We start from the raw sequence: 18492 nt of genomic DNA on the forward strand, positions 1-18492 counted from the left end.
CCAGTCTCGCCGACGATCATGGTCGGGGGCCACGCGGGGCGAGCACGGCCCGTCCCGCGTGGCCCCGGCGGCTCAGGCGCTGCGGGTTTCGGCGGCGCGGACCGGTGCCGACGCGGCGGCGTGCGCGTCGAAGGTGAGCACACCGTCCTCGATCGGCCCCTTGCGCAGGAAGGCGCGATCGCGGAAGTAGTTGTTGATCACCTGCCACGGGCCGTTGGTGCCCTGGCGCGGCATCACCGCGTCGCCGCGCTGGATGTAGCCGGAGGTCAGCGCGCCGCCCATCACCGAGTCGGTGCCACGGTCGCCCTCGCGGGCCACGGCGGTGAAGGTGCGGTACCCGCGCTCGGCCATGTGCCCGAGCAGCCGGCAGAAGTACTCGGCGGCCAGGTCGGCCTTGAGGGTCCAGGAGGCGTTGGTGTAGCCGAGCACCACCATCGCGTTCGGGATGCCGTCGAGCAGCGCGCCCTTGTACACCACGCGGTCGCGCACCACGACCGGCTCGCCGTCGACCTCGAGCGCGCCGCCGCCGAGCATCTGCACGCGCAGGCCGGTGGCGGTCACGATGATGTCGGCGGGCAGCTCCTCGCCGGATTCGAGCCGGATGCCGTCCTCGGTGAAGGTCTCGATGCGGTCGGTGACGATCGAGGCCTTGCCACTGCGCAGCACCTTGAACAGGTCGCCGTTGGGCACCACGCACAGGCGCTGGTCCCAGGGGTTGTAGCTGGGAGTGAAGTGGCGCATGTCGATGCCGGAGCCGACCTGCAGCCGGATCGCGGCCAGCAGCAGCTTCTTGGCCTTCTCCGGATGGGTGCGGGAGAGCTGGAAGCTGGCCCGCTGCAGGGCGATGTTACGCGCGCGGCCGACCTGGTAGGCGATCTTGTCGGGCACCCGCGCCTTCTTCAGCGCCAGCGCCACCGGGTCCTCGGCGGGCAGTGCGGTGATGTAGGTGGGCGAGCGCTGCAGCATGGTCACGTGCGCGGCGTCGGTGCTCATCGCGGGCACCAGGGTGATGGCGGTGGCACCGCTGCCGATCACCACCACGCGCTTGCCGCGGTAGTCCAGATCCTCGGGCCAGTGCTGCGGGTGCACGATCCGGCCGCGGAAGTTCTCCTCGCCGGGGAACTCGGGCCGGTAGCCGTTGTCGTAGTCGTAGTAGCCGGTGCAGCCGACCAGGAAGCGGCTGGTCCACTCCTCGGTGGCGCCGGTGCGCTCGTCCAGCGCGGTGACCGTCCACAGTTCGCGCTCGCTCGACCAGCCGGCCAGGATGACCTTGCGGCCGAACCGGATGTGCTCGGTGACGCCGTATTCGCGGGCGGTGTCCTCGATGTACTGGCGGATGTTCGGTCCGTCGGCGAGCACCTTGGTGCCGTTCCAGGGCCGGAAGCCGTAGCCGAAGGTGTACATGTCCGAGTCCGAGCGGATGCCCGGGTAGCGGAACAGGTCCCAGGTGCCGCCGATGCTGTCGCGCCGTTCGAGGATCGCGAAGCTGTGCTCCGGACGTTCCCGGGTGAGGTGGCAGGCCATTCCGATGCCGGACAGCCCTGCGCCGATGATCAGTACGTCGACATGCCGCGTCATTGAGGTACTCGTTTCGTCTGGGTCGCGCACTCGGGCTCCCTTGTCCGAGCGTTGCCGCGAGGTTACATGTTATCGCAAGTTACGTCTAGATCAGGGCGTCCCGGATGCTACATTCGCGACCGAATTGAAACGCGTTGCAGTCCGCCGTGGCGGTCGGAGGAGTGGTGGTCCGATGCGGGTGTACACGGCGATCTACGGCCTCACCGACAGCGCCGAGCGGGCGCGGGCACTCCGTGCGTCGGGGGTGGCGGGGGTGTTCACCTTCGAAGGTCCGCACGACGTGTTCGCCCCGCTGACGCTGGCCGCGACCGTCGGCGGACTCGATCTGCTCACCAACGTGGCCATCGCCTTCCCCCGCAACCCGATCCATCTGGCCCACCAGGCCAACGATCTCCAGCTGCTGTCCGGTGGCCGATTCACCCTCGGCCTGGGCACCCAGATCCGCACCCAGATCGAACGGCGATTCGGTGCCACGTTCGACGATCCGGTCGAGCGCATGGCCGAGCTGGTCGCGGCCCTGCGCGCGATCTTCGACTGCTGGCAGACCGGTGAACGACTGGATTTCCGCGGCCGCTACTACCGCCACACCCTGATGACCCCCACCTTCAGCCCCGGCCCCAACCCCTTCGGCCCGCCGCCGATCCACCTCGGCGCGCTGGGGCCCCGCATGACCGCGATGGCGGCCCGGGTCGCCGACGGCCTGCTCGTCATGCCCTTCACCTCCCGGCGGTACCTGCGGGAACGGACCATGCCCGCGGTGGACGAGGGCTTGGCCGCCGCCGGGCGCGAGCGCGCCGATTTCACCGTGGTACCCGAGGTCATCGTCGCCGTCGGCCGCTCCGCGGCCGAGCAGGCCGCCGCCGACGCCGCCACCCGCCGCCTGCTCGCCTTCTACGGCTCCACCCCCGCCTACCGTCCCGTGCTCGACCTGCACGGCTGGGGCGAGCTGCAACCGGAACTCAACGCTTTGTCCAAGCAGGGTCGCTGGCAGGAGATGGCCCACCTCGTCGACGACGACATGCTCGCCACCATCACCGCCCGCGGCACCCCGGCCGAGGTGGCCGCCGACATCCGCGCCCGGGTGAGCGGACTGTCGGACCGGGTGTGCTTCTACCAGCCCTACGCACCGGACGACGCGACGCTGGCGGAGCTGGTCGATCACCTGGTCGGTGCGGATCAGGCGGTCTGACCTGCGAATTCCGCGTATGACGAGCGAACCGGTCACGCGTGCACACACTGCAAACACGCACGGCTTGCACCGCGTCCCGCCCCCGCTTCGGGCTGCGGCCCGTGCCGACCGGCACGCGGTGCACGCCCGGTTCCACGTGAATCAGGCGAGACCGCAACACAATTCGGCATCGGACGCGTCGTGCCTCGGCGGAATTCCCTCGGCGGCAGACTTTTCCGGCTATCCGCGCTGTCGCCGACGGACAGGTCCGGCTCGGCGTCGCCCGTGATCCCCGTCTCCGGCACGGCCACCGGCAGCCCGACCGCGCCAGGGCCGCGATCGCGCGGCGGACCGGAACCGGAACGCAGGGGCGCAGCCACGGCCCGCCCCGCCCACCCGCGGTGACCGGAACGCCGACCGCACCCGGACGGCCGCTCGGGCCGCTCGTCTAGGGTCGGACGGGTGAGCTGGACCGTCGGATTCGACCTGGACATGACGTTGATCGACTCGCGCCCCGGGGTGGCCAGGGCGGTCGACATCGCCGCCGCCGAGTTCGGGGTGGGCGTGCGCGGGGCCGACATCGTCGACAAGCTCGGGCCGCCGATGCCGATGCTGCTGGCCGACGCGGGCATGGACGAAAGCCTCATCCCGGCGTTCGTGTCCCGCTACCGGGAGCTCTACCCCTCGGTGGTCGCCCGGATCCCCGCGATGCCGGGCGCGGACGCCGCGCTGGCGGCGGTGCTCGACCGGGGCGGCCGGGTGGTGGTGGTCACCGGCAAGCACACGCCGCTGGCCCAGCTGCACCTCGACGCGCTGGGCTGGCGGGTCGACGCCCTGGTCGGTGACCTCTGGTCGGCGGCCAAGGCCGGTGCGCTGCGCGAGCACCGCGCGCGGGTGTTCGTCGGTGACCACGCGGGCGACATGCGGGGCGCGAAGGCGGCGCAGGCGCTGGCCGTCGGCGTCACGACCGGACCGTGCGACGCCGACGAGTTGCGGGCGGCCGGGGCGGATGTGATTCTGGCGGGCCTCACCGATTTCCCGGCCTGGCTGGACGAGCAGGCCGTCGCCTGATCGCCCCGCGCAGCCCGGCGCGGCGGCGCGGTCCGTCCAGCACCGCCGACCCCGCGCGCGCCGGCGCACCGCCCGCGGCGCCGAGCACCGGCACGTCCTCGCGGTCCACCGGCGCGGACTGACCGCCGCGGGCCACGGTGCGGCCGAGCACCGGCACGCCCTGTTGCACCACCCGCTCGCCACCGATCAGCACGTCGGGACGGTGCGCCCGGATCGCACCGAGCACCGCGTCCACCCGCACCGGCAACGCGCTGACCGGGACACACGGGCACGCCCGCATCGACCCGCCGCGCAGCACGATCTCGAGCACCCGGCCGCGCCCGTCCCGCCGCACCCGCACGTGATCGACACTGCTCCAGGCGATGTGGCCGAGCGCGGGATGCGCGATCGCCTCGTCCCCGATCACCAGCTCGGGCCTGCGCCGCAGCGCCGCCCACCCCATCTCGCAGGCGATCGGCCCGAACAACAGTGCGCCGACCAGGCCCGCCAGCACCGCCACCCCACTCACGGCCGCGGCCAAGCCGAGCACCGCGACGACACCGCAACACACCAGCGCCCCTGGTGCCGCGCCGGTCGACCGATACACCGTGTCCGGCCGCCGGGGGCTCCCCTTCTCCGAATCCATTCGAGCGATCCTAGCCACGCCGCCACGGTTGGCAAGGCCGACGGTGGCCCCAAACCCGCCCCGCCGCAAACAGTTTGAGGCCGTACCCGGCGAGATCAGCGGGCGCGGGCCAGGATCGGGGCGAAGGCCTCCATGCTGTCCTCGAGGACGGTGAAGTAGCTGATGCCGAAACGTTCCCTCAGTTCGTGCAGGCGCTCGGCCGCCGCCTCCGGCGAGCCGGCGAGCAACGTGGGCACCGAACGCGGGTCGACGGCGGCCTCGGCAACCATCGCGGGACGATAGGTCTCGAACAGCTCCGTGGCGGCCGCACCGTCCCCGGCCACCCGCTGGATCAACAGGTTCAGCTCCACCTCGGACGCGCGCTCACCCAACGCCCCGCGCACGAAATCGACCCGCTCCCCCAGCTGCCGCTCACCGGCCAGCAGCAGCGGTCCGCCGTCGCGGGCGGCCGCGGCACCGGTGAAGCCGATGATCCGGGCGTGCGCGGCGGCGACTCGCAGCAGCCGGTCTCCCCAGCCCGCGATCAGCAGCGGCGGTCCCGCGGGCTGGGCGGGCCGCGGGCGGTGGTCGGGATCGGCGAACAACCGCCGCAGGGTGGTGGCGGTGCGTTCCAGGTGCGCGACCCGGCGCCCGCCGCTCTCGAACGGAATCCCCGCCTGCTCGAATTCCGCTTTCACGTAGCCCGCGCCCAATCCGAGTTCCACGCGGCCGTCGGTCAGTTGGTCCAGCCCCGCGACCTCACGGGCGAGCAGCACCGGGTTGTAGAACGGGGTGTTGAGCACGAAGGTGGTGAGCCGGACGCGCTCGGTGGCCTCGGCCGCGACCGCCATCGCGGGGAACGGGGCGGGCATCCCGAGATGATCGGCGACACCGAGGACGTCGAAGCCGAGTTCCTCGACCCGGCGGCACTTGCGCACCCAGTCCCGCCGCGACTCCGCGAGCACCATGTTGACACCGAACCTGAACGGACGCTGTGTGTTCACCGCTTCTGTCTAACGGCTCGGCCCCCGGCGCGCCACCGGTATCGCCGAGCGAACGGCTCAGCACCAGGCCAGGGTGCCCACGGCGACCGAGCCGCCGGCGAGCGCGACCGCGGCGGAGACGGCGGGCACGGGGCGGCGTGCCACCTGCCGGACCGACCGCCATCCGGTGGCGGCGCGGGCGGGCCGGTCAGGCCGGTCGGTCGCGGATCGGTTGCGCAGCTTGCGGATCAGGCCGATGGTGGCGACGACGAGGGTGGTGACGAGCACGGCGGCCTCCTCAGGCGCTCGCGGGGGCGGGGCGGGTGCGGCGCGGCGACGCGGGCGCCGCCGCCGGGGTCGGGACGAGGCCGTGCGCGATGAGGCTCTCGGCGGTGTCGAGCACCGTGTCGCGCACCGGACGCATGCGCCAGCCGAGATCGGCTTCGGCCTTGGCGGCGCTGACGTTCTCGGTGCGGCCGAGCACCGGCACGGTGAGCCGCACGGTGCCGTCGACCAGGGCGAGGGCGCGGATCAACCAGTTCGGCAGCACCCGGGTGGGCACCCGGTACCCGCGCGGGTTGTACTCGTCGGCGAGCATGCGGGCCAGCTCGCCCATCCACAGCGGCGGTGCGGCGCAGATGTAGCGGTTGCCCGCGGCGGCGGGCGTTTCCAGGGCGAGCCGGTGGGCGACGGCGAGATCGCGCACGTCGACGGGGGTCCACCCGGTGCGCACCGAGCCGGGCACCTCGCGGGCCAGCAGCTTGCGCACCGGCTCGTGCGAGGTGCTGGTGGCCGCGGTCAGCAGCGGGCCGAGGATCATGCCGGGGTTGAGGGCCACCAGTTCCAGCCCGCGCTCGTCGGGCAACGCGGCCACGAAGTCCCAGGCGGCACGCTCGGCCAGGGTCTTGCTCTTCTGGTAGGCCGGCACCCGGTCGACCACCGACCAGTCCGCCTCCGTGCGCACCGCGTCGTTGCCGTGGCCGTAGGCGATGGCGGCGACCGAGGACGTGAGCACCACGCGGCGCACGTCGGCGTCGACCGCGGCCCGCAGCACCCGCAGCGTGCCCTGGACGGCGGGCTCGATGAGCTCTCGTTCGTCCTTCGGTGGCGTGGCGGGAAACGGGGAGGCCACGTGCAGCACGGCCGCGCAGCCCGCCACGGCGGCGGCCCAGCCGGTGTCGGCGCCGAGATCGGCGGAGGCGAATTCGAGATCGCCGTCGAGACGGCGGGCCAGCTCGACCAGATGGGCGCGTTTGCCGGTGTCGGCGAGATCGCGCACGGTGGCGCGCACGGGATGGCCGTGGGCGAGCAGTTCGGCGATGACGTGGCCTGCGACGAAACCGGTGGCACCGGTGACGAGTACGCGTGTGTTCATGAAGTCCACCTGTCCGGGAGGGATGCGGCGCGGCGGGAATCTGAGCGCCGCTCAGATAATCTAAGCACCGCATAGATTGGTTGTCCAGGGAAATCCGCGCCGGCACCGGTCGCATACGCTCGGAGGGTGAAGCGGACCAGTTACCACCACGGCGCGCTCCGTGCCGAGTTGATGGCCGCCTGCCTGCGCCTGATCGAGACCGAAGGACTCGCGGCGGTGAGCCTGCGCCGCGTCGCGCGGGAGGCGGGCGTCAGCTCGGGCGCGCCCTACCACCACTTCCCCGACCGCGCCGCACTGCTGGCCGCCCTGTCCATCGAGGGTTTCCGCCTGCTCGCCGAGGAGCTGCGGGCCGCGCGCGCGGCGGCCGAGGGCACGCCACTGGACGCGCTGGGCGCGCTCGCCGCCGCCTACGTCCGGTTCTCCCGTACCCGGCCCGCGTACTTCCGGTTGATGTTCCGGCCCGAGTTGTCCCAGCCGGACAAGCATCCCGAGGCAGCCGCGGCGGGCGACGCCGCCTTCGGCGTCCTGGCCGAGGCCATCGGCGACTGTGTCGCGGCCGGGCAGCTGCCCGCCGACAAGGCCGACACGCTCGGCATCACGTGGTGGGCGGTGGGGCACGGCCTCGCCTCGCTGTGGCTGGACGGTCAGCTCGGCAAGCGCAGCGCCCAATTGGGCACCACCGCCCCCGAGCTCACCGACGACGTGCTCGCCACCCTCGTCCGGCTGCTGCGCCCGCACCCCTGAACGGGCCGGCACTCCCGAATACGCTTGCCACCGCGTCCCGGGGTTGCCATCCTGGCCAGGTGTTCGCCGCGCCCCGATACGGATCGGGTTCCCTCGCCGATGTCCTGCCCTCGGTCCTGGCCTGCCTTGGCGTGCCGGGCGAAGAGGATCGCCTCGGCCTCGACCTCACGGCCCGCCGCGTCTGCGTCCTGCTGATCGACGGACTCGGCGCCGAGCTGCTCGCCGAACACGCCGAGGCCGCGCCGTTCCTGTCCGGCCTGGCGTCGATGCCGCTGACCACGGGCTTCCCCAGCACCACCGCCACCAGCCTGAGCTCGCTCGGTGTCGGTGCCCCGCCCGGCGAACACGGCATCGTCGGCTACCAGATGACCGTGCCCGGCTACGACCGGCTGGTGAATCCGCTGCGCTGGCGGTTGCAGGGCGGCGGCCCCGAGGTCGATCTGCTGCGCGAACTGGTACCCGAACAGTTCCAGCCCCGGCCGACGACCTTCGAGCGCGCGGCCGCCGCCGGAGTGCGGGTGACCCAGGTGGCGCCCATGTACCAGGCGAACTCCGGGCTCACCCGGGCGGTGCTGCGCGGCAACGAGTTCCGGCCCGGCCTGTCGTTCGGCGATCTCGTCGACGGCACGATCACCGCGCTGCGGGCGGGTGAGCGCTCCCTGGTCTACGCCTACCACGGCGATCTGGACACCACCGGTCACGTGCGCGGCCCCTCCTCGGAGGCGTGGCTGCTCGAACTCGGGCACATCGACCGGATCGCGGCCGCCATCGCCGCCCGCCTGCCCGCCGACGCCGCCCTGGTGGTCACCGCCGACCACGGCATGGTGGAACTCGACGGCACCGTCGATTTCGACACCGTCGAGCCGTTGCGCGACGGGGTGCACCGGCTCGGCGGCGAGCCGCGAGCACGCCACGTCTACACCGTCGACGGCGCCACCGCCGACGTCGCCGCGGCCTGGCAGGAGACCCTCGGGCCGGATTTCGCGGTGCTGCCGCGCCAGGAGGTGATCGCCCGCGGCTGGTTCGGACCACTCGTCACGCCCGAGATCGCCGCCCGCATCGGCGATCTGGTGGTGGCCGCCGCGGGCACCCGCGGGGTGATCCGCAGCGCGGCCGAACCGCTCGAGTCGGCGATGATCGGTCACCACGGTTCGCTCACCACCGCGGAACTGGATGTGCCGCTGCGCATCGCCACCGCCTGACACGCCGCGATCCGATTGCTCACACTCGGCGCGTCGCGCGCGGGTCGGCGCCCGCCTCGGCGCGCAGCGCCTCTAGGCTCACCGTCGGGGGAGGTGGATCGCGCGGCTCATCCGCTCGACCGAGGCACCAGGAGGAGCGGATGAACGGCACGGCGGGCAGGACCGCACTGATGATGGCGGCGGCGGCCGCGGTGGCGGTGCTCGGCGGCTGCACCGATATCGAGCGGGCCCTCAACAAGGGCGGTGACACCCCGTGCCGCGAATACGTGGCGCAGGACCCCGACACCAAGCGGACCACGATCACCAAGTTCGTCAAGGAACGCGATCACCTGGAGAACGAGCCGCCGGGCACCTCCGTCGACGTCACCATGGTCGCCGTCGACGTGCTGTGCGGCGCCCAGCGCAATGCCGAGACGCCGATCAAGAACGCCGACGTCGCGGGCATCTTCTTCAACAAGTAGCGCCGGTCAGCGGCCGGGCAGGAACCGCAGCGACCGGGCCACGGTCATCAGGAACTTCTGCCACATCTCCTGCGGGACCAGCGGCGGGGTGTCCAGATTGAGGAACCGCGTCACCACCACGGTCTGCGGTTCGGTGAACTTGAGCAGGCCGTCGGGGCCGTGCCTGCGCCCGACACCCGAGATGCCCATGCCGCCCATCGGCGCGCCGGTGGTCCCCCAGGCGGGCGCGTAGCCCTCGTCCACGCACACCGTGCCCGCGCGCAGTTGCCGGGCGATCTCCTCGCCCGCCGCCTTGCTCTGCGCCCACACGCTGGCGTTGAGGCCGTACTCGGTGTCGTTGGCGCGCCGGATCGCCTCGGCCGCGTCCTCGACCGGGTAGATCGAGACCAGCGGGCCGAAGGTCTCCTCGCGCCCGCACTCCATCTCGTCGGTCACCTCGGTGAGCACGGTCGGCTCGAAGAACAGCGGCCCGAGATCCGGCCTGGCCTTGCCACCGACGAGCACCTGGGCGCCCTTGGAGGTGGCGTCGGCGACGTGCTTGGACACCGTCTCCAGCTGGGATTCGGAGATCAGGCTGCCGATGTCGGCCGAATAGTCGTAGGCGGCGCCTAGTTTCGCCGCGCGCACCGCCTCGACGAACTTCTCGGTGAACTGCGCGGCCACCGCCTTCTCCACATACAGCCGCTCGATGGAGATGCAGAGCTGACCGGCGTTGGAGAAGCAGGCGCGCACGGCCGCCTTGGCCGCGCGATCGAGGTTCGCGCCCGCGGTGACGATCATCGGGTTCTTGCCGCCGAGCTCGGCGGAGAAGCCGATGAGCCTGCGCCCGCACTGCTCGGCCAGCGTGCGGCCGGTGGCCGAGGAGCCGGTGAACATCAGGTAGTCGCAGGAGTCCACGATGGCGGTGCCGACGACCGTGCCCGGGCCGGGGACGACGGCGAGCAGGTCGCGCGGCAGGCCCGCGCGGTAGAGCAGTTCGGCGGCCGCGAGGGCGGAATAGGGGGTCTGGCTGTCGGGCTTGACCACGACGGCGTTCCCGGCCAGCAGCGCGGGCACCGAATCGCCGATCGAGAGCAGCATCGGGTAGTTCCACGGCGCGATCACCCCGACCACGCCCTTGGGCTGGCTGTACACCGCGGCCCGGTTCAGCACCGGGAAGGCGCCGGGCACCTTGTGCGGGGCCAGCAGGGCGGGCGCGACCCTGGCGAAGTAGCGGGCCGCGAACATCAGGCCCATGACCTCTTCCTGCGCCGCCCACCGCGCCTTGCCGGTCTCGGCCTGGATGACGTCCATCAGCTGCTCGCGATGCTCGACGAGCAGGGCGCGGAACCGGTCGAACACGGTCGCCCGCTCGCGTGGGGCGCGTGCGGCCCAGCGGGCCTGCGCGGTCGCGGCCTTGCCGAAGGCGACGCGCACGTCCTCGGCGGTGCCGACGGGCACCTCGCCCAGGACCGCGCCGGTGAAGGTCTCGGTGATCGTGCGGCGGGCGCGGTCGCCCGGGTCGTCGATCGCGGCGAGCGCGCTCAGACGGGCGAACACTGCGGCTTCGGGCGCCGGCATCTTTGCCTCCTACTTGTGAGTAACCCGCGGGTACACACAATCTACGCCGCCGTCCACCGCCACCGCATCCTCCCGGCGGCGCGCCGACAGCACATCCACCGTGCGATTGTCAATTGCAGTCTCGCTCAACGAGACCGGAATGACAGGGGTGTAGTCCGCTGAACTACGTTGTGCGGATGTTCAGAGCGAGGCTCGGTGTCCGGGGCCGGATCCTGGCGATCGCGCTGGTGCCGAGCCTGGTCCTGCTGGTGATCGGCGTCGGCGCCGCGGGATACCTGGTCGACGAGGGCAGACAGGCCAGGGACTGGGCGGTGCAACTACAGGCGGCCATGCCCAGCGCACGCGAACTCATCGAGGCCGTCCAGCAGGAGCGCCGCTACACCCTCGCCCATCTCGCGGGCGACCCCACCACCGGCCCGGCGCTCACCGCCGCCCGGGTCCGCCTCGACGGCGCCTTCCGGCAGCTGATCGAGGTGTCCGGCGACGTGCGCGCCGCCAGCGACGACCGCTACGGCGACGACCTCGCCGGTTTCGCCACCCTGGGCCAGCACCTGAGCGGGCTGCGCGCCGGCGTCGACGTCCGCCAGGTACCCGCCGCCGACGCCTACGCGTTCTACAACCGCCTGCTCGACGTCGTCACCGTCGGCACCCAGGTGACCCGGCAGTCCGCGCCCAGCGCCGAGGTCGGCGTCGAACTCACCGAGGGCATGCGGATGCTCTACGCGGCGGAGGCCATGTCCAAGGCCAACGCGCTGGCCGCCACGCTCGCCGACGGCGGCCCGCCCGCGGTGCCGGTCGAGGAGTTGCTGTATCAGATCGGCTTCTACCACACCGAGATCGGACTGCTGGCCGCCGACATCGACAACGAGCAGCGCGAGGCCGCGGCCGCCCTCACCCGCTCCCCCGCCTGGCAGCAGGTCACCGCCATGGAGAACGCGGTGCTGCGCCGGGTCGCCGGTGCCGACACCGCCGACCCGCCGATGGACACCGAGCAGTGGCAGAGCGCCGCCGCCGAGGTCAATCGCGGGCTGCTCGACCTGTGGATCGCGCAGAACAAGCGCACCCAGCGCTTGGCCGAGGAGACCTCCGGCGACTCGGCCCTCGGCTCGCTCTACGGCGGCATGGGCGTCATGCTGGTCAGCGTCGCCGCGTTCCTCATCGCCGTGGTGCTGGCCAACCGGATCATCCGCAGGCTCAAGCGGTTGCGCGGGGAGACGCTGGCCCTGGCCGACGAACGGCTGCCCGCCATGCTGCGCCGGCTCCGCGCCGGCGAGTCCGTCGACCCCGCCGCCGAGACACCGCGGCTGGACTACGGCCGCGACGAGATCGGCCAGGTGGCGCGCGCCTTCGAGCACGCCCACGCCGCCGCCGTCACCGCCGCCGTCGACGAGGCACGCACCCGCGAAGGGGTCAAGGCGGTGTTCCTCAACATCGCCCACCGCAGCCAGATCGTGGTGCACCGCCAGCTGGAGATCCTCGACGAAGCCGAATCCCGCCAGGAAGACCCGCAACTGCTCGAGACGCTGTTCCGGCTCGACCACCTCGCCACCCGGGAACGCCGCAACGCCGAGAACCTCATCGTGCTCGGCGGCGGCATGCCCGGCAGGCAGTGGCGCCACCCCATCCCGCTGCTCGACCTCGTGCGCGCCGCCGTCGGCGAAACACTCGACTACGCGCGGGTACACGTGCACCGCATCCCCGACACCCACGTGCTCGGCTCGGTGGTGGCCGACCTCGGGCACCTGCTGGCCGAGCTGGTGGACAACGCGATCGCCTTCTCCCCACCGCAGTCACGGGTGGAGCTGTCCGGCGCCGTCGTCGGCCGCGGCGTCGTGGTCGAGGTCAGCGACCAGGGCATGGGCATGTCCGAGGAGGAGCTGGCGCGGGTCAACGAGATGTTGCGTGAGCCGCCCGACTTCGGTGTGGCCCGGCTGTCCGCCGATTCGCGCCTCGGGCTGTTCGTCGTCGCGCAGCTGGCCGTGCGGCACGGTGTCTCGGTGCGCCTGTCGGAATCGCCCTACGGTGGCGTCCGGGCGGTCGTGCTGATCCCCAGCGCGTTGCTCGCCGCCGAGCCGCCCGCCCCGCGGCCCGCCGAATATCCACTGCGTCAACGGTATTCGGCCGTCCCCGACGAGCCTGCCGGGGACCGCGCCGACACCGCGGTGGCGACCCTGGCCCCGCCCGCCCCGGTGCGGGCGCCCGCGGCCGCGTTCACCCCCGACGGCCGCCCCCAGCTGCCCCGGCGCAGGCGCCAGGCCCCGCGAGCCGCCGAGTCGCCGGCCACACCCGCCCCGGCCGCGCCCGACCGCGAACGTTCCCCCGAACAGGCCCGCGATCTGATGTCGGCCATAGAGAATGGAACCCGGCAGGGCCGCCGCGAGCGGCTCGCCGATGGACAGGAAGGCGAACAGTGAGCACTGCCAAATCCGGTGATCTCGACTGGCTGCTCGATGACCTGGTCGACCGGCTGGCCGGTGTGCGCCACGCGGTGGTGTTGTCCACCGACGGATTGCTGCTCGGCCGATCGAAGGCGATCGAGCGCGACGACGCCGAGCATTTCGCCGCGATGTCGTCGACCCTGTACGGGCTGGCGCGCAGCGCGGGCAGCCGATTCGACGGCGGCGGGGTGCGCCAGGCGGTGATCGAACTGGACCGCGCGGTGCTGTTCGTCACCTCGGCGGGCGACAACGCGTGCCTGGCGTTGCAGGCCGCCGAGAACGCCAACCTCGGCATGGTCGCCTACGAAATGAACGTCACCGTCCAGCGTGTCGGCTCCTACCTGTCCACCCCCGCCCGTTTGTCATGACGCGCGGGGGCGAGCCGTGGTTCGACGAGGCGGCCGGGCCCGTGGTCCGTCCGTACGCGCTGATCCGCGGCCGCACGATGGGCGCCGCCCACGATCTGGACATGCTGACGGTGGTCGTCACCACCACCGCGGCGCCGACTCTGCGCAGGCCGGAGCCCGAATACGGGATCATCACCGCGCTCTGCGCGCAGCCGAAATCGGTGGCCGAGGTAGCCGCCCACTTGCAACTTCCCGTTGCGGTGACAAAGATTCTCGTCGGCGACCTGATCGGCGAGGGACACCTGATCTTCCGGGCTCCGGTGCAACCGGAAACAGGTCCCGGCGGTCTCAACGTATTGCGAGCGGTATTGGATGGCATCAGAAAACTTTGACCCCGCACGGGTCGATCCCAGCGGATCCCAGCGCTTGGCCGCCTCGGTCAAGATTCTCATCGCGGGCGGCTTCGGGGTCGGTAAGACCACCATGGTGTCGGCGATCAGCGAGATCACGCCACTACGCACCGAGGAACTCATCACCGAGGTCAGTACCGGCGTCGACGACCTGTCCGGCGTCGAATCCAAGGAAACCACCACGGTGGCGCTCGATTTCGGTCGCATCACCATCGACCGTGATCTCGTGCTGTATCTGTTCGGCACACCGGGCCAGGACCGATTCTGGTTCCTGTGGGACGAATTGTCCCGGGGCGCGCTCGGCGCGGTGGTGCTGGCCGATACCCGGCGCCTCAGCAATTCCTTCGCCGCGGTCGATTTCTTCGAGCGGCGCGGGCTGCCGTTCATCATCGGCGTCAACTGCTTCGACGGCGCACCGCGCTACACCGTGGACGAGGTGCGCGACGCGCTGGACCTCGATCCGGAGACGCCCGTGCTGCTGTGCGATGCGCGCAGCCGCGATTCGGTGAAGAACGTGCTGCTCACCCTCGTCCAGCATCTGATCGAGCTGGCGGGCCGCGCGGCCGTCGCCACCTGAGCCGGCTCGGCATCCCCGCCCACGGACGCGGATGCCGGGCACCGGCGGCCCGGCTCGGTCGGTCGGCCCGACCGTCCGGTCAGTGTGGGCCGAGACCGAACCGTTCCGCGAAAGCGGACAGCTGATCGAGTTGTTCGGCCGGGTCGGCCGCCGTCGCGCTCACGACCACCCGGGTGACGCCCTGCGCGACGAAAGCGTCGAGCCGCTCGGCGGTCATGTCGATGCCGCTCCAGCGGGTGTATTCGAGAGCGTCCGGGTCGCGCCCGGCCGCCGCCGCCGTGGCGCGGGCGAGTTCCCATTGCGCCGCGCGATCCCAGGGCATCAACGCTCCCCCGGCGAAGTAGCCGTCCCCGCGCAACCCGGCCCGGCGCGCGGCGGCCTCGCTGGAGCCACCGATGTGAATCGGCAGCGGGCGCACCGGCGTCGGATACTGGACCACGCGGTCGAGGTCGAAGAACTCGCCGTGGAAACTCACCCCGTCCTGGTCACCGGACCACAGCAGGCGCAGCACGTCGATCGCCTCGTCGGCGCGACGGCCGCGGGCACGGAAGTCCACCCCGGTGGCGGCTGCCTCGCGCGGCACCGTCCCCAATCCGACCGTCAGCAAGCGCATCCGGCCCTTGGACAGCACGTCGATCGTCGCCAGCTGCTTGGCCAGCACCACCGGATGCCGGTACGGCAGCAACAGCACCCCGGTGCCCAGCAGCAGCCGCTCGGTCGCGGCGGCGACGTAGGCCAGGGTGTCGAGCGGGTCGAGGAACGGCAGGGTGGGTGCCACCTCGGCACCGTGCAGTTCGATCCCGGGGCCGAGGACCAGGTGTTCGGGCAGATACAGCCCGTCGAAACCGCAGGATTCCGCGTGCCGGGCATAGGCGACGAGGCGGTCGGGGTCGGTGCCGAAATGGGCACTGCTGTAGCTGACGGCGAAGTGCATGCTGGTCCTTCCGGGCGCGACCGCGCGGGTGCGGGTCGTCTCGGAGGGAAACCGCGCCGCGCGCAGACCGATTCCCGGTTCAGAGCTGGCGGGTCCAGGCGATGAACAGCAGCGCGCCTGCGGCGGCGAGCGCGATGGACAGCGGAATCGCCCACGGCGGCCCGGTGCGCCCGAGCAGTCGCTGCGCCAGCCGCCACTGCACGGCGCCGAGCCCGGCGATCGCCAGGAGCCAGACCGGCAGCAGTGCCACGCCCAGGACCGCGTGCACCGCCCAGGCGCCCGCCAGGGTCGGGCCGCCCCAGGAGTTCGCGTGGTCGTCGCCGGTGAGCACCGGGTAGGCCAGCCCGCGGGTGAGCGCGACGAGGGCGAGGAGGGCCAGGAACCAGCCGACCAGGCCCGAGCCGCCGCTGAGAACCGAATGCGCGAGCACCCGCAGCGGGCCGGGACGCTCGAGCCGGACCGGGCTGCGCAGCCAGCGCCGCGGCACCCGCAGCCGGACACTCACCGGCGCGAACGCCAACGGCAGCGCCGCCAGCCCGTATCCCGACCAGCGCGCGAGTGTCGCCGCTGTCGTCCGTGGGCCCCGGCGCATACCGTCCCCGTTCACTCCAGCAGACCGGCGGCGTGCAGGTCGTCGAACAGCAGTTGATCCACCGGCGGTACCCGCGGGCGGTCGGCGTACCCGAACCAGGCCAGCTCGTCGATCTCGCTGCTGGCGGCGAGGGTGCCGCGGTATTCGGCGGTGTAGCAGGCCATCCGGACGAGCACGTCGTCGCCCGGTGCGTGCGCGCCCGCTTCGTAGACGCCCACCGCCGCGACGGTCCCTGCGATCAGCGCGACGGTCAGTTCCTCGCGGATCTCCCGCAGCAACGTGTCCAGATCCGATTCGGCGCCTTCGCGTTTCCCGCCGGGAATGAAGAAGACGTCCTTGCCGCGCGGACGCGCGCACAGGATGCGTCCCCGCACGATGTGCACCCACGCGACCGTATCGATGAGTGTCGTCACCGGGCCTTCCCTCATCGCCGCAGCCTACCGGGTCGCGCCGTCCGAGGTCGGCCATGAGGCGACACGGTGGGTGCTGCCACGCGGGTACCCGGTGCGGGCTGCCGTCCCAGGGTGGGCTTCACACCCGCCGGACGCGCAACGCCGCCCGACCCGTCGCGGTCGCCACCCGGTCGAGCGCGGCGTCCAGGTGTTTCGGGAGCGGGGCGTCGTCGAACATCGACACGGCCACCTCGTCGTCGGCGAATTCCCAGGTGCCCGCGATACGTCCGCCGACGACGACCAGCGGCGCGATCCAGCCGGCCGTCCGGCTGACCTGCGCGCGGTGTGCCTTGGGCAGCAGTTCCGTGGCGGCGGTGCCGGGGCCGAGAACGTACTGGTCGAACGGGCCGAGCAGGTGGACCTCGGCGCTCGGTTCGGCCGCGGCGAGGTCGTCGGCGTGTTCGGCGAGCAGCGCGCCGGGCGTGCCGTCGACGTCCACGGTCACCAACGCCGCGCCCATGTCGGCGAACCAGGACCGCACCACGGTCTTGCGGTGGCTGGTGCGGGTGAGCCACGCGTCGAACGTCTCCGGTGTCGCCGGGCCGTAGGCGCCGAGGTAGGCCGCGATCGCCCGCGGCGCGGCCTCCTCGGGCGCGAGTGGGCCGGTCCAGCCGGGAACGGCGCGGCGGGGACTGGTGAACGTCACCCGGTTGCCCTCGGCCGGCCCGTGGCAGAGCACACCCTGCCAGGCCAGCGGTTTGAGCAGCGCGCCCCACCCGGAATTCAGCTCGGTACCGAGCCGGTGGAACCGCGCGTCGGCCAGTAACGCGTCCACCAGTTCGGCGCGGGTGAGCGCGGCGTCGGCGAGCACGTCCCCGACGGCCTCGGCCAAGGCCGCCACGTCCGCGGGCGAGGCGCCGAAGGCCTTCTGCCAGGACGGTTTCTCCCACGTGCGCGCGGCCGCGATGAGCGGCAGCACGGTCGCCGCGGTCGCGGGCGTCATCGCGTGCAGCGTGCCGCGCATCGCCCAGGTCTTCACCAGCGTCCCCGCCGCCAGCGCCTGCGCGACCGCGCCCGTGCTCGGCTCCGCACTGCGCAACGCCACCGCCAACTCGGCCGAGGAGGCCACCTGCGCCTGCACCCCCACCAACCGCTCGGCCACCTCGACGGCCGACCGCGCGCCCGCCCCGGACACGAACTGCCTGCGCAGCCGCCAGGCGAACACCTGCTCCCACGTGACCCGCACCCGCTCCTCCTCATCACCGGACCGGCTGGAGGCTACCGGCCGTGGGCGACAGATCCGGCCTACCCGGTGACATGTTCGTGGCTATGAACGAACCACAGGATGCGCGGCAGCACCGACGAGCGTAGCACTTGGATGATATCGGCGTACCATAAGCGGTTTCGGAGGACGAAGGGACGACATCGTGCCGCGACTGGTGGATCACGACGAACGACGACGCCAGATCACCGACGCCGCCCGGCGGGTGATCGTGCGTGGCGGACTGGCGGCCGCCACCTTCCAGGCCGTCGCCGCCGAGGCGGGCATCTCGGTCCGCCTGGTGCAGTACTACTTCGGCACCAAGAACGACTTCCTGCTCGGCACCCTGAAAGCCGTGCTGGACGACATGGCCGTCCGCTTCATCCGCCACGTCGAAGCGCTCGGTCCCGACCCCGACCCCCGCGCGGCCATGCGCGCCACCGCCCTCGCCCTGCTCCCCCTCGACGAGACCCGCCGCGCGGAAGCCCTCGTCCTGTCCGCCTACCAGACCGCCCGGCTCACCGGCTCGCCCACCATCCCCGGCGAAACCCTCGAAGCACCCCGACTGCTCGCCCAGACCTTCGCCGGCCACCTGCGCCGTGCCCGCGGCAGCGATACCGACACCCACACCAGCGACACCGACACCGAAGCCGACGCCGAACTCCTCACCGGCATCCTCGTCGGCCTCACCCAATCCACCCTGGCCGGCTACCACACCCCCGACCGCGCCACCGCACTCGTCGACCACGCCCTCGACCGCCTCCTGGGTTCCGCGCCCCGCCGGTGACCCCGGCC

At 72.3% G+C, this 18492-nt stretch carries 20 protein-coding genes; 10 read left to right on the plus strand and 10 right to left on the minus strand.

The window, feature by feature from the left end:
• Positions 1-72 precede the first annotated feature (72 nt).
• Entirely contained in the window at positions 73-1578 is a 1506-nt protein-coding gene (locus AMO33_RS06860) for a flavin-containing monooxygenase (protein ID WP_060591369.1), read from the minus strand.
• A gap of 172 nt (positions 1579-1750) precedes the next feature.
• Here AMO33_RS06860 and AMO33_RS06865 point away from each other — a divergent pair, with 172 nt between their 5' ends.
• The gene (locus AMO33_RS06865; protein ID WP_060591371.1) at positions 1751-2767 is read left to right on the plus strand and encodes a TIGR03617 family F420-dependent LLM class oxidoreductase; all 1017 of its coding nucleotides are present in this window, start codon (positions 1751-1753) and stop codon (positions 2765-2767) included.
• Positions 2768-3208: 441 nt separating this feature from the next.
• Entirely contained in the window at positions 3209-3817 is a 609-nt protein-coding gene (locus tag AMO33_RS06870; protein ID WP_060591373.1) for an HAD family hydrolase, read from the plus strand.
• Here AMO33_RS06870 and AMO33_RS06875 read toward each other — a convergent pair.
• The 4 genes from AMO33_RS06875 to AMO33_RS06890 all read right to left on the minus strand — a co-directional run bounded on the left by AMO33_RS06875 (position 3774) and on the right by AMO33_RS06890 (position 6779).
• Positions 3774-4442, minus strand: coding sequence for a hypothetical protein (locus AMO33_RS06875; RefSeq protein WP_086846217.1), 669 nt, complete (start codon positions 4440-4442; stop codon positions 3774-3776). The genes AMO33_RS06870 and AMO33_RS06875 overlap by 44 nt on opposite strands.
• A 95-nt stretch (positions 4443-4537) precedes the next feature.
• Positions 4538-5425 (minus strand): LLM class F420-dependent oxidoreductase, encoded by an 888-nt coding sequence (locus tag AMO33_RS06880; protein ID WP_076573451.1) that lies wholly within the window; start codon positions 5423-5425, stop codon positions 4538-4540.
• A 57-nt stretch (positions 5426-5482) separates the two neighbouring features.
• Positions 5483-5692 (minus strand): hypothetical protein, encoded by a 210-nt coding sequence (locus AMO33_RS06885; RefSeq protein ID WP_060591380.1) that lies wholly within the window; start codon positions 5690-5692, stop codon positions 5483-5485.
• A gap of 10 nt (positions 5693-5702) precedes the next feature.
• A complete protein-coding gene (locus AMO33_RS06890) occupies positions 5703-6779 on the minus strand; it encodes an NAD-dependent epimerase/dehydratase family protein (RefSeq protein ID WP_060593335.1) in 1077 nt (358 codons plus the stop codon).
• A 126-nt stretch (positions 6780-6905) separates the two neighbouring features.
• Between AMO33_RS06890 and AMO33_RS06895 the strand changes: the two genes are divergently transcribed.
• The 3 genes from AMO33_RS06895 (at position 6906) to AMO33_RS06905 (ending at position 9186) form a co-directional block, all read left to right on the plus strand.
• Positions 6906-7523, plus strand: a complete 618-nt coding sequence (locus AMO33_RS06895; RefSeq protein WP_060591382.1) for a TetR/AcrR family transcriptional regulator — start codon at positions 6906-6908, stop codon at positions 7521-7523.
• Between the two features lie 59 nt (positions 7524-7582).
• Complete coding sequence (locus AMO33_RS06900) at positions 7583-8725, plus strand: alkaline phosphatase family protein (RefSeq protein ID WP_170916112.1); 1143 nt, start codon at positions 7583-7585, stop codon at positions 8723-8725.
• A gap of 140 nt (positions 8726-8865) precedes the next feature.
• The gene (locus tag AMO33_RS06905) at positions 8866-9186 is read left to right on the plus strand and encodes a hypothetical protein (RefSeq protein WP_060591386.1); all 321 of its coding nucleotides are present in this window, start codon (positions 8866-8868) and stop codon (positions 9184-9186) included.
• Positions 9187-9192: 6 nt separating this feature from the next.
• On the opposite strand, the gene AMO33_RS06910 is transcribed toward AMO33_RS06905, so the two are convergent.
• Positions 9193-10746: a succinic semialdehyde dehydrogenase gene (locus AMO33_RS06910; protein ID WP_011209214.1), complete on the minus strand. Its 1554-nt coding sequence runs from the start codon at positions 10744-10746 to the stop codon at positions 9193-9195.
• 176 nt (positions 10747-10922) lie between these two features.
• On the opposite strand from AMO33_RS06910, the gene AMO33_RS06915 reads away from it, so the two are divergent.
• The 4 genes from AMO33_RS06915 to AMO33_RS06930 are packed head-to-tail and all read left to right on the plus strand — an operon-like array spanning position 10923 to position 14518.
• The gene (locus tag AMO33_RS06915) at positions 10923-13160 is read left to right on the plus strand and encodes a sensor histidine kinase (protein WP_060593337.1); all 2238 of its coding nucleotides are present in this window, start codon (positions 10923-10925) and stop codon (positions 13158-13160) included.
• Positions 13157-13552: a roadblock/LC7 domain-containing protein gene (locus AMO33_RS06920; RefSeq protein ID WP_011209212.1), complete on the plus strand. Its 396-nt coding sequence runs from the start codon at positions 13157-13159 to the stop codon at positions 13550-13552. The genes AMO33_RS06915 and AMO33_RS06920 overlap by 4 nt, the downstream gene beginning before the upstream one ends.
• Positions 13549-13923, plus strand: a complete 375-nt coding sequence (locus tag AMO33_RS06925) for a DUF742 domain-containing protein (RefSeq protein ID WP_011209211.1) — start codon at positions 13549-13551, stop codon at positions 13921-13923. The genes AMO33_RS06920 and AMO33_RS06925 overlap by 4 nt, the downstream gene beginning before the upstream one ends.
• Positions 13904-14518: a GTP-binding protein gene (locus tag AMO33_RS06930; protein WP_060591389.1), complete on the plus strand. Its 615-nt coding sequence runs from the start codon at positions 13904-13906 to the stop codon at positions 14516-14518. The genes AMO33_RS06925 and AMO33_RS06930 overlap by 20 nt, the downstream gene beginning before the upstream one ends.
• A gap of 79 nt (positions 14519-14597) precedes the next feature.
• On the opposite strand, the gene AMO33_RS06935 is transcribed toward AMO33_RS06930, so the two are convergent.
• From AMO33_RS06935 to AMO33_RS06950, 4 genes are all read right to left on the minus strand, one after another.
• Positions 14598-15452: an LLM class F420-dependent oxidoreductase gene (locus tag AMO33_RS06935; RefSeq protein WP_060591392.1), complete on the minus strand. Its 855-nt coding sequence runs from the start codon at positions 15450-15452 to the stop codon at positions 14598-14600.
• Positions 15453-15531: 79 nt separating this feature from the next.
• Positions 15532-16044, minus strand: coding sequence for a hypothetical protein (locus tag AMO33_RS06940; protein ID WP_060593338.1), 513 nt, complete (start codon positions 16042-16044; stop codon positions 15532-15534).
• A gap of 11 nt (positions 16045-16055) precedes the next feature.
• Positions 16056-16457: an NUDIX hydrolase gene (locus AMO33_RS06945; RefSeq protein ID WP_060593339.1), complete on the minus strand. Its 402-nt coding sequence runs from the start codon at positions 16455-16457 to the stop codon at positions 16056-16058.
• A 118-nt stretch (positions 16458-16575) separates the two neighbouring features.
• Entirely contained in the window at positions 16576-17682 is a 1107-nt protein-coding gene (locus AMO33_RS06950; RefSeq protein ID WP_060591395.1) for a winged helix DNA-binding domain-containing protein, read from the minus strand.
• A 181-nt stretch (positions 17683-17863) separates the two neighbouring features.
• On the opposite strand from AMO33_RS06950, the gene AMO33_RS06955 reads away from it, so the two are divergent.
• Complete coding sequence (locus AMO33_RS06955) at positions 17864-18484, plus strand: TetR/AcrR family transcriptional regulator (protein ID WP_060591399.1); 621 nt, start codon at positions 17864-17866, stop codon at positions 18482-18484.
• Positions 18485-18492: the final 8 nt, after the last annotated feature.

The sequence above is a fragment of the Nocardia farcinica genome, assembly GCF_001182745.1.
Classification (GTDB): domain Bacteria; phylum Actinomycetota; class Actinomycetes; order Mycobacteriales; family Mycobacteriaceae; genus Nocardia; species Nocardia farcinica.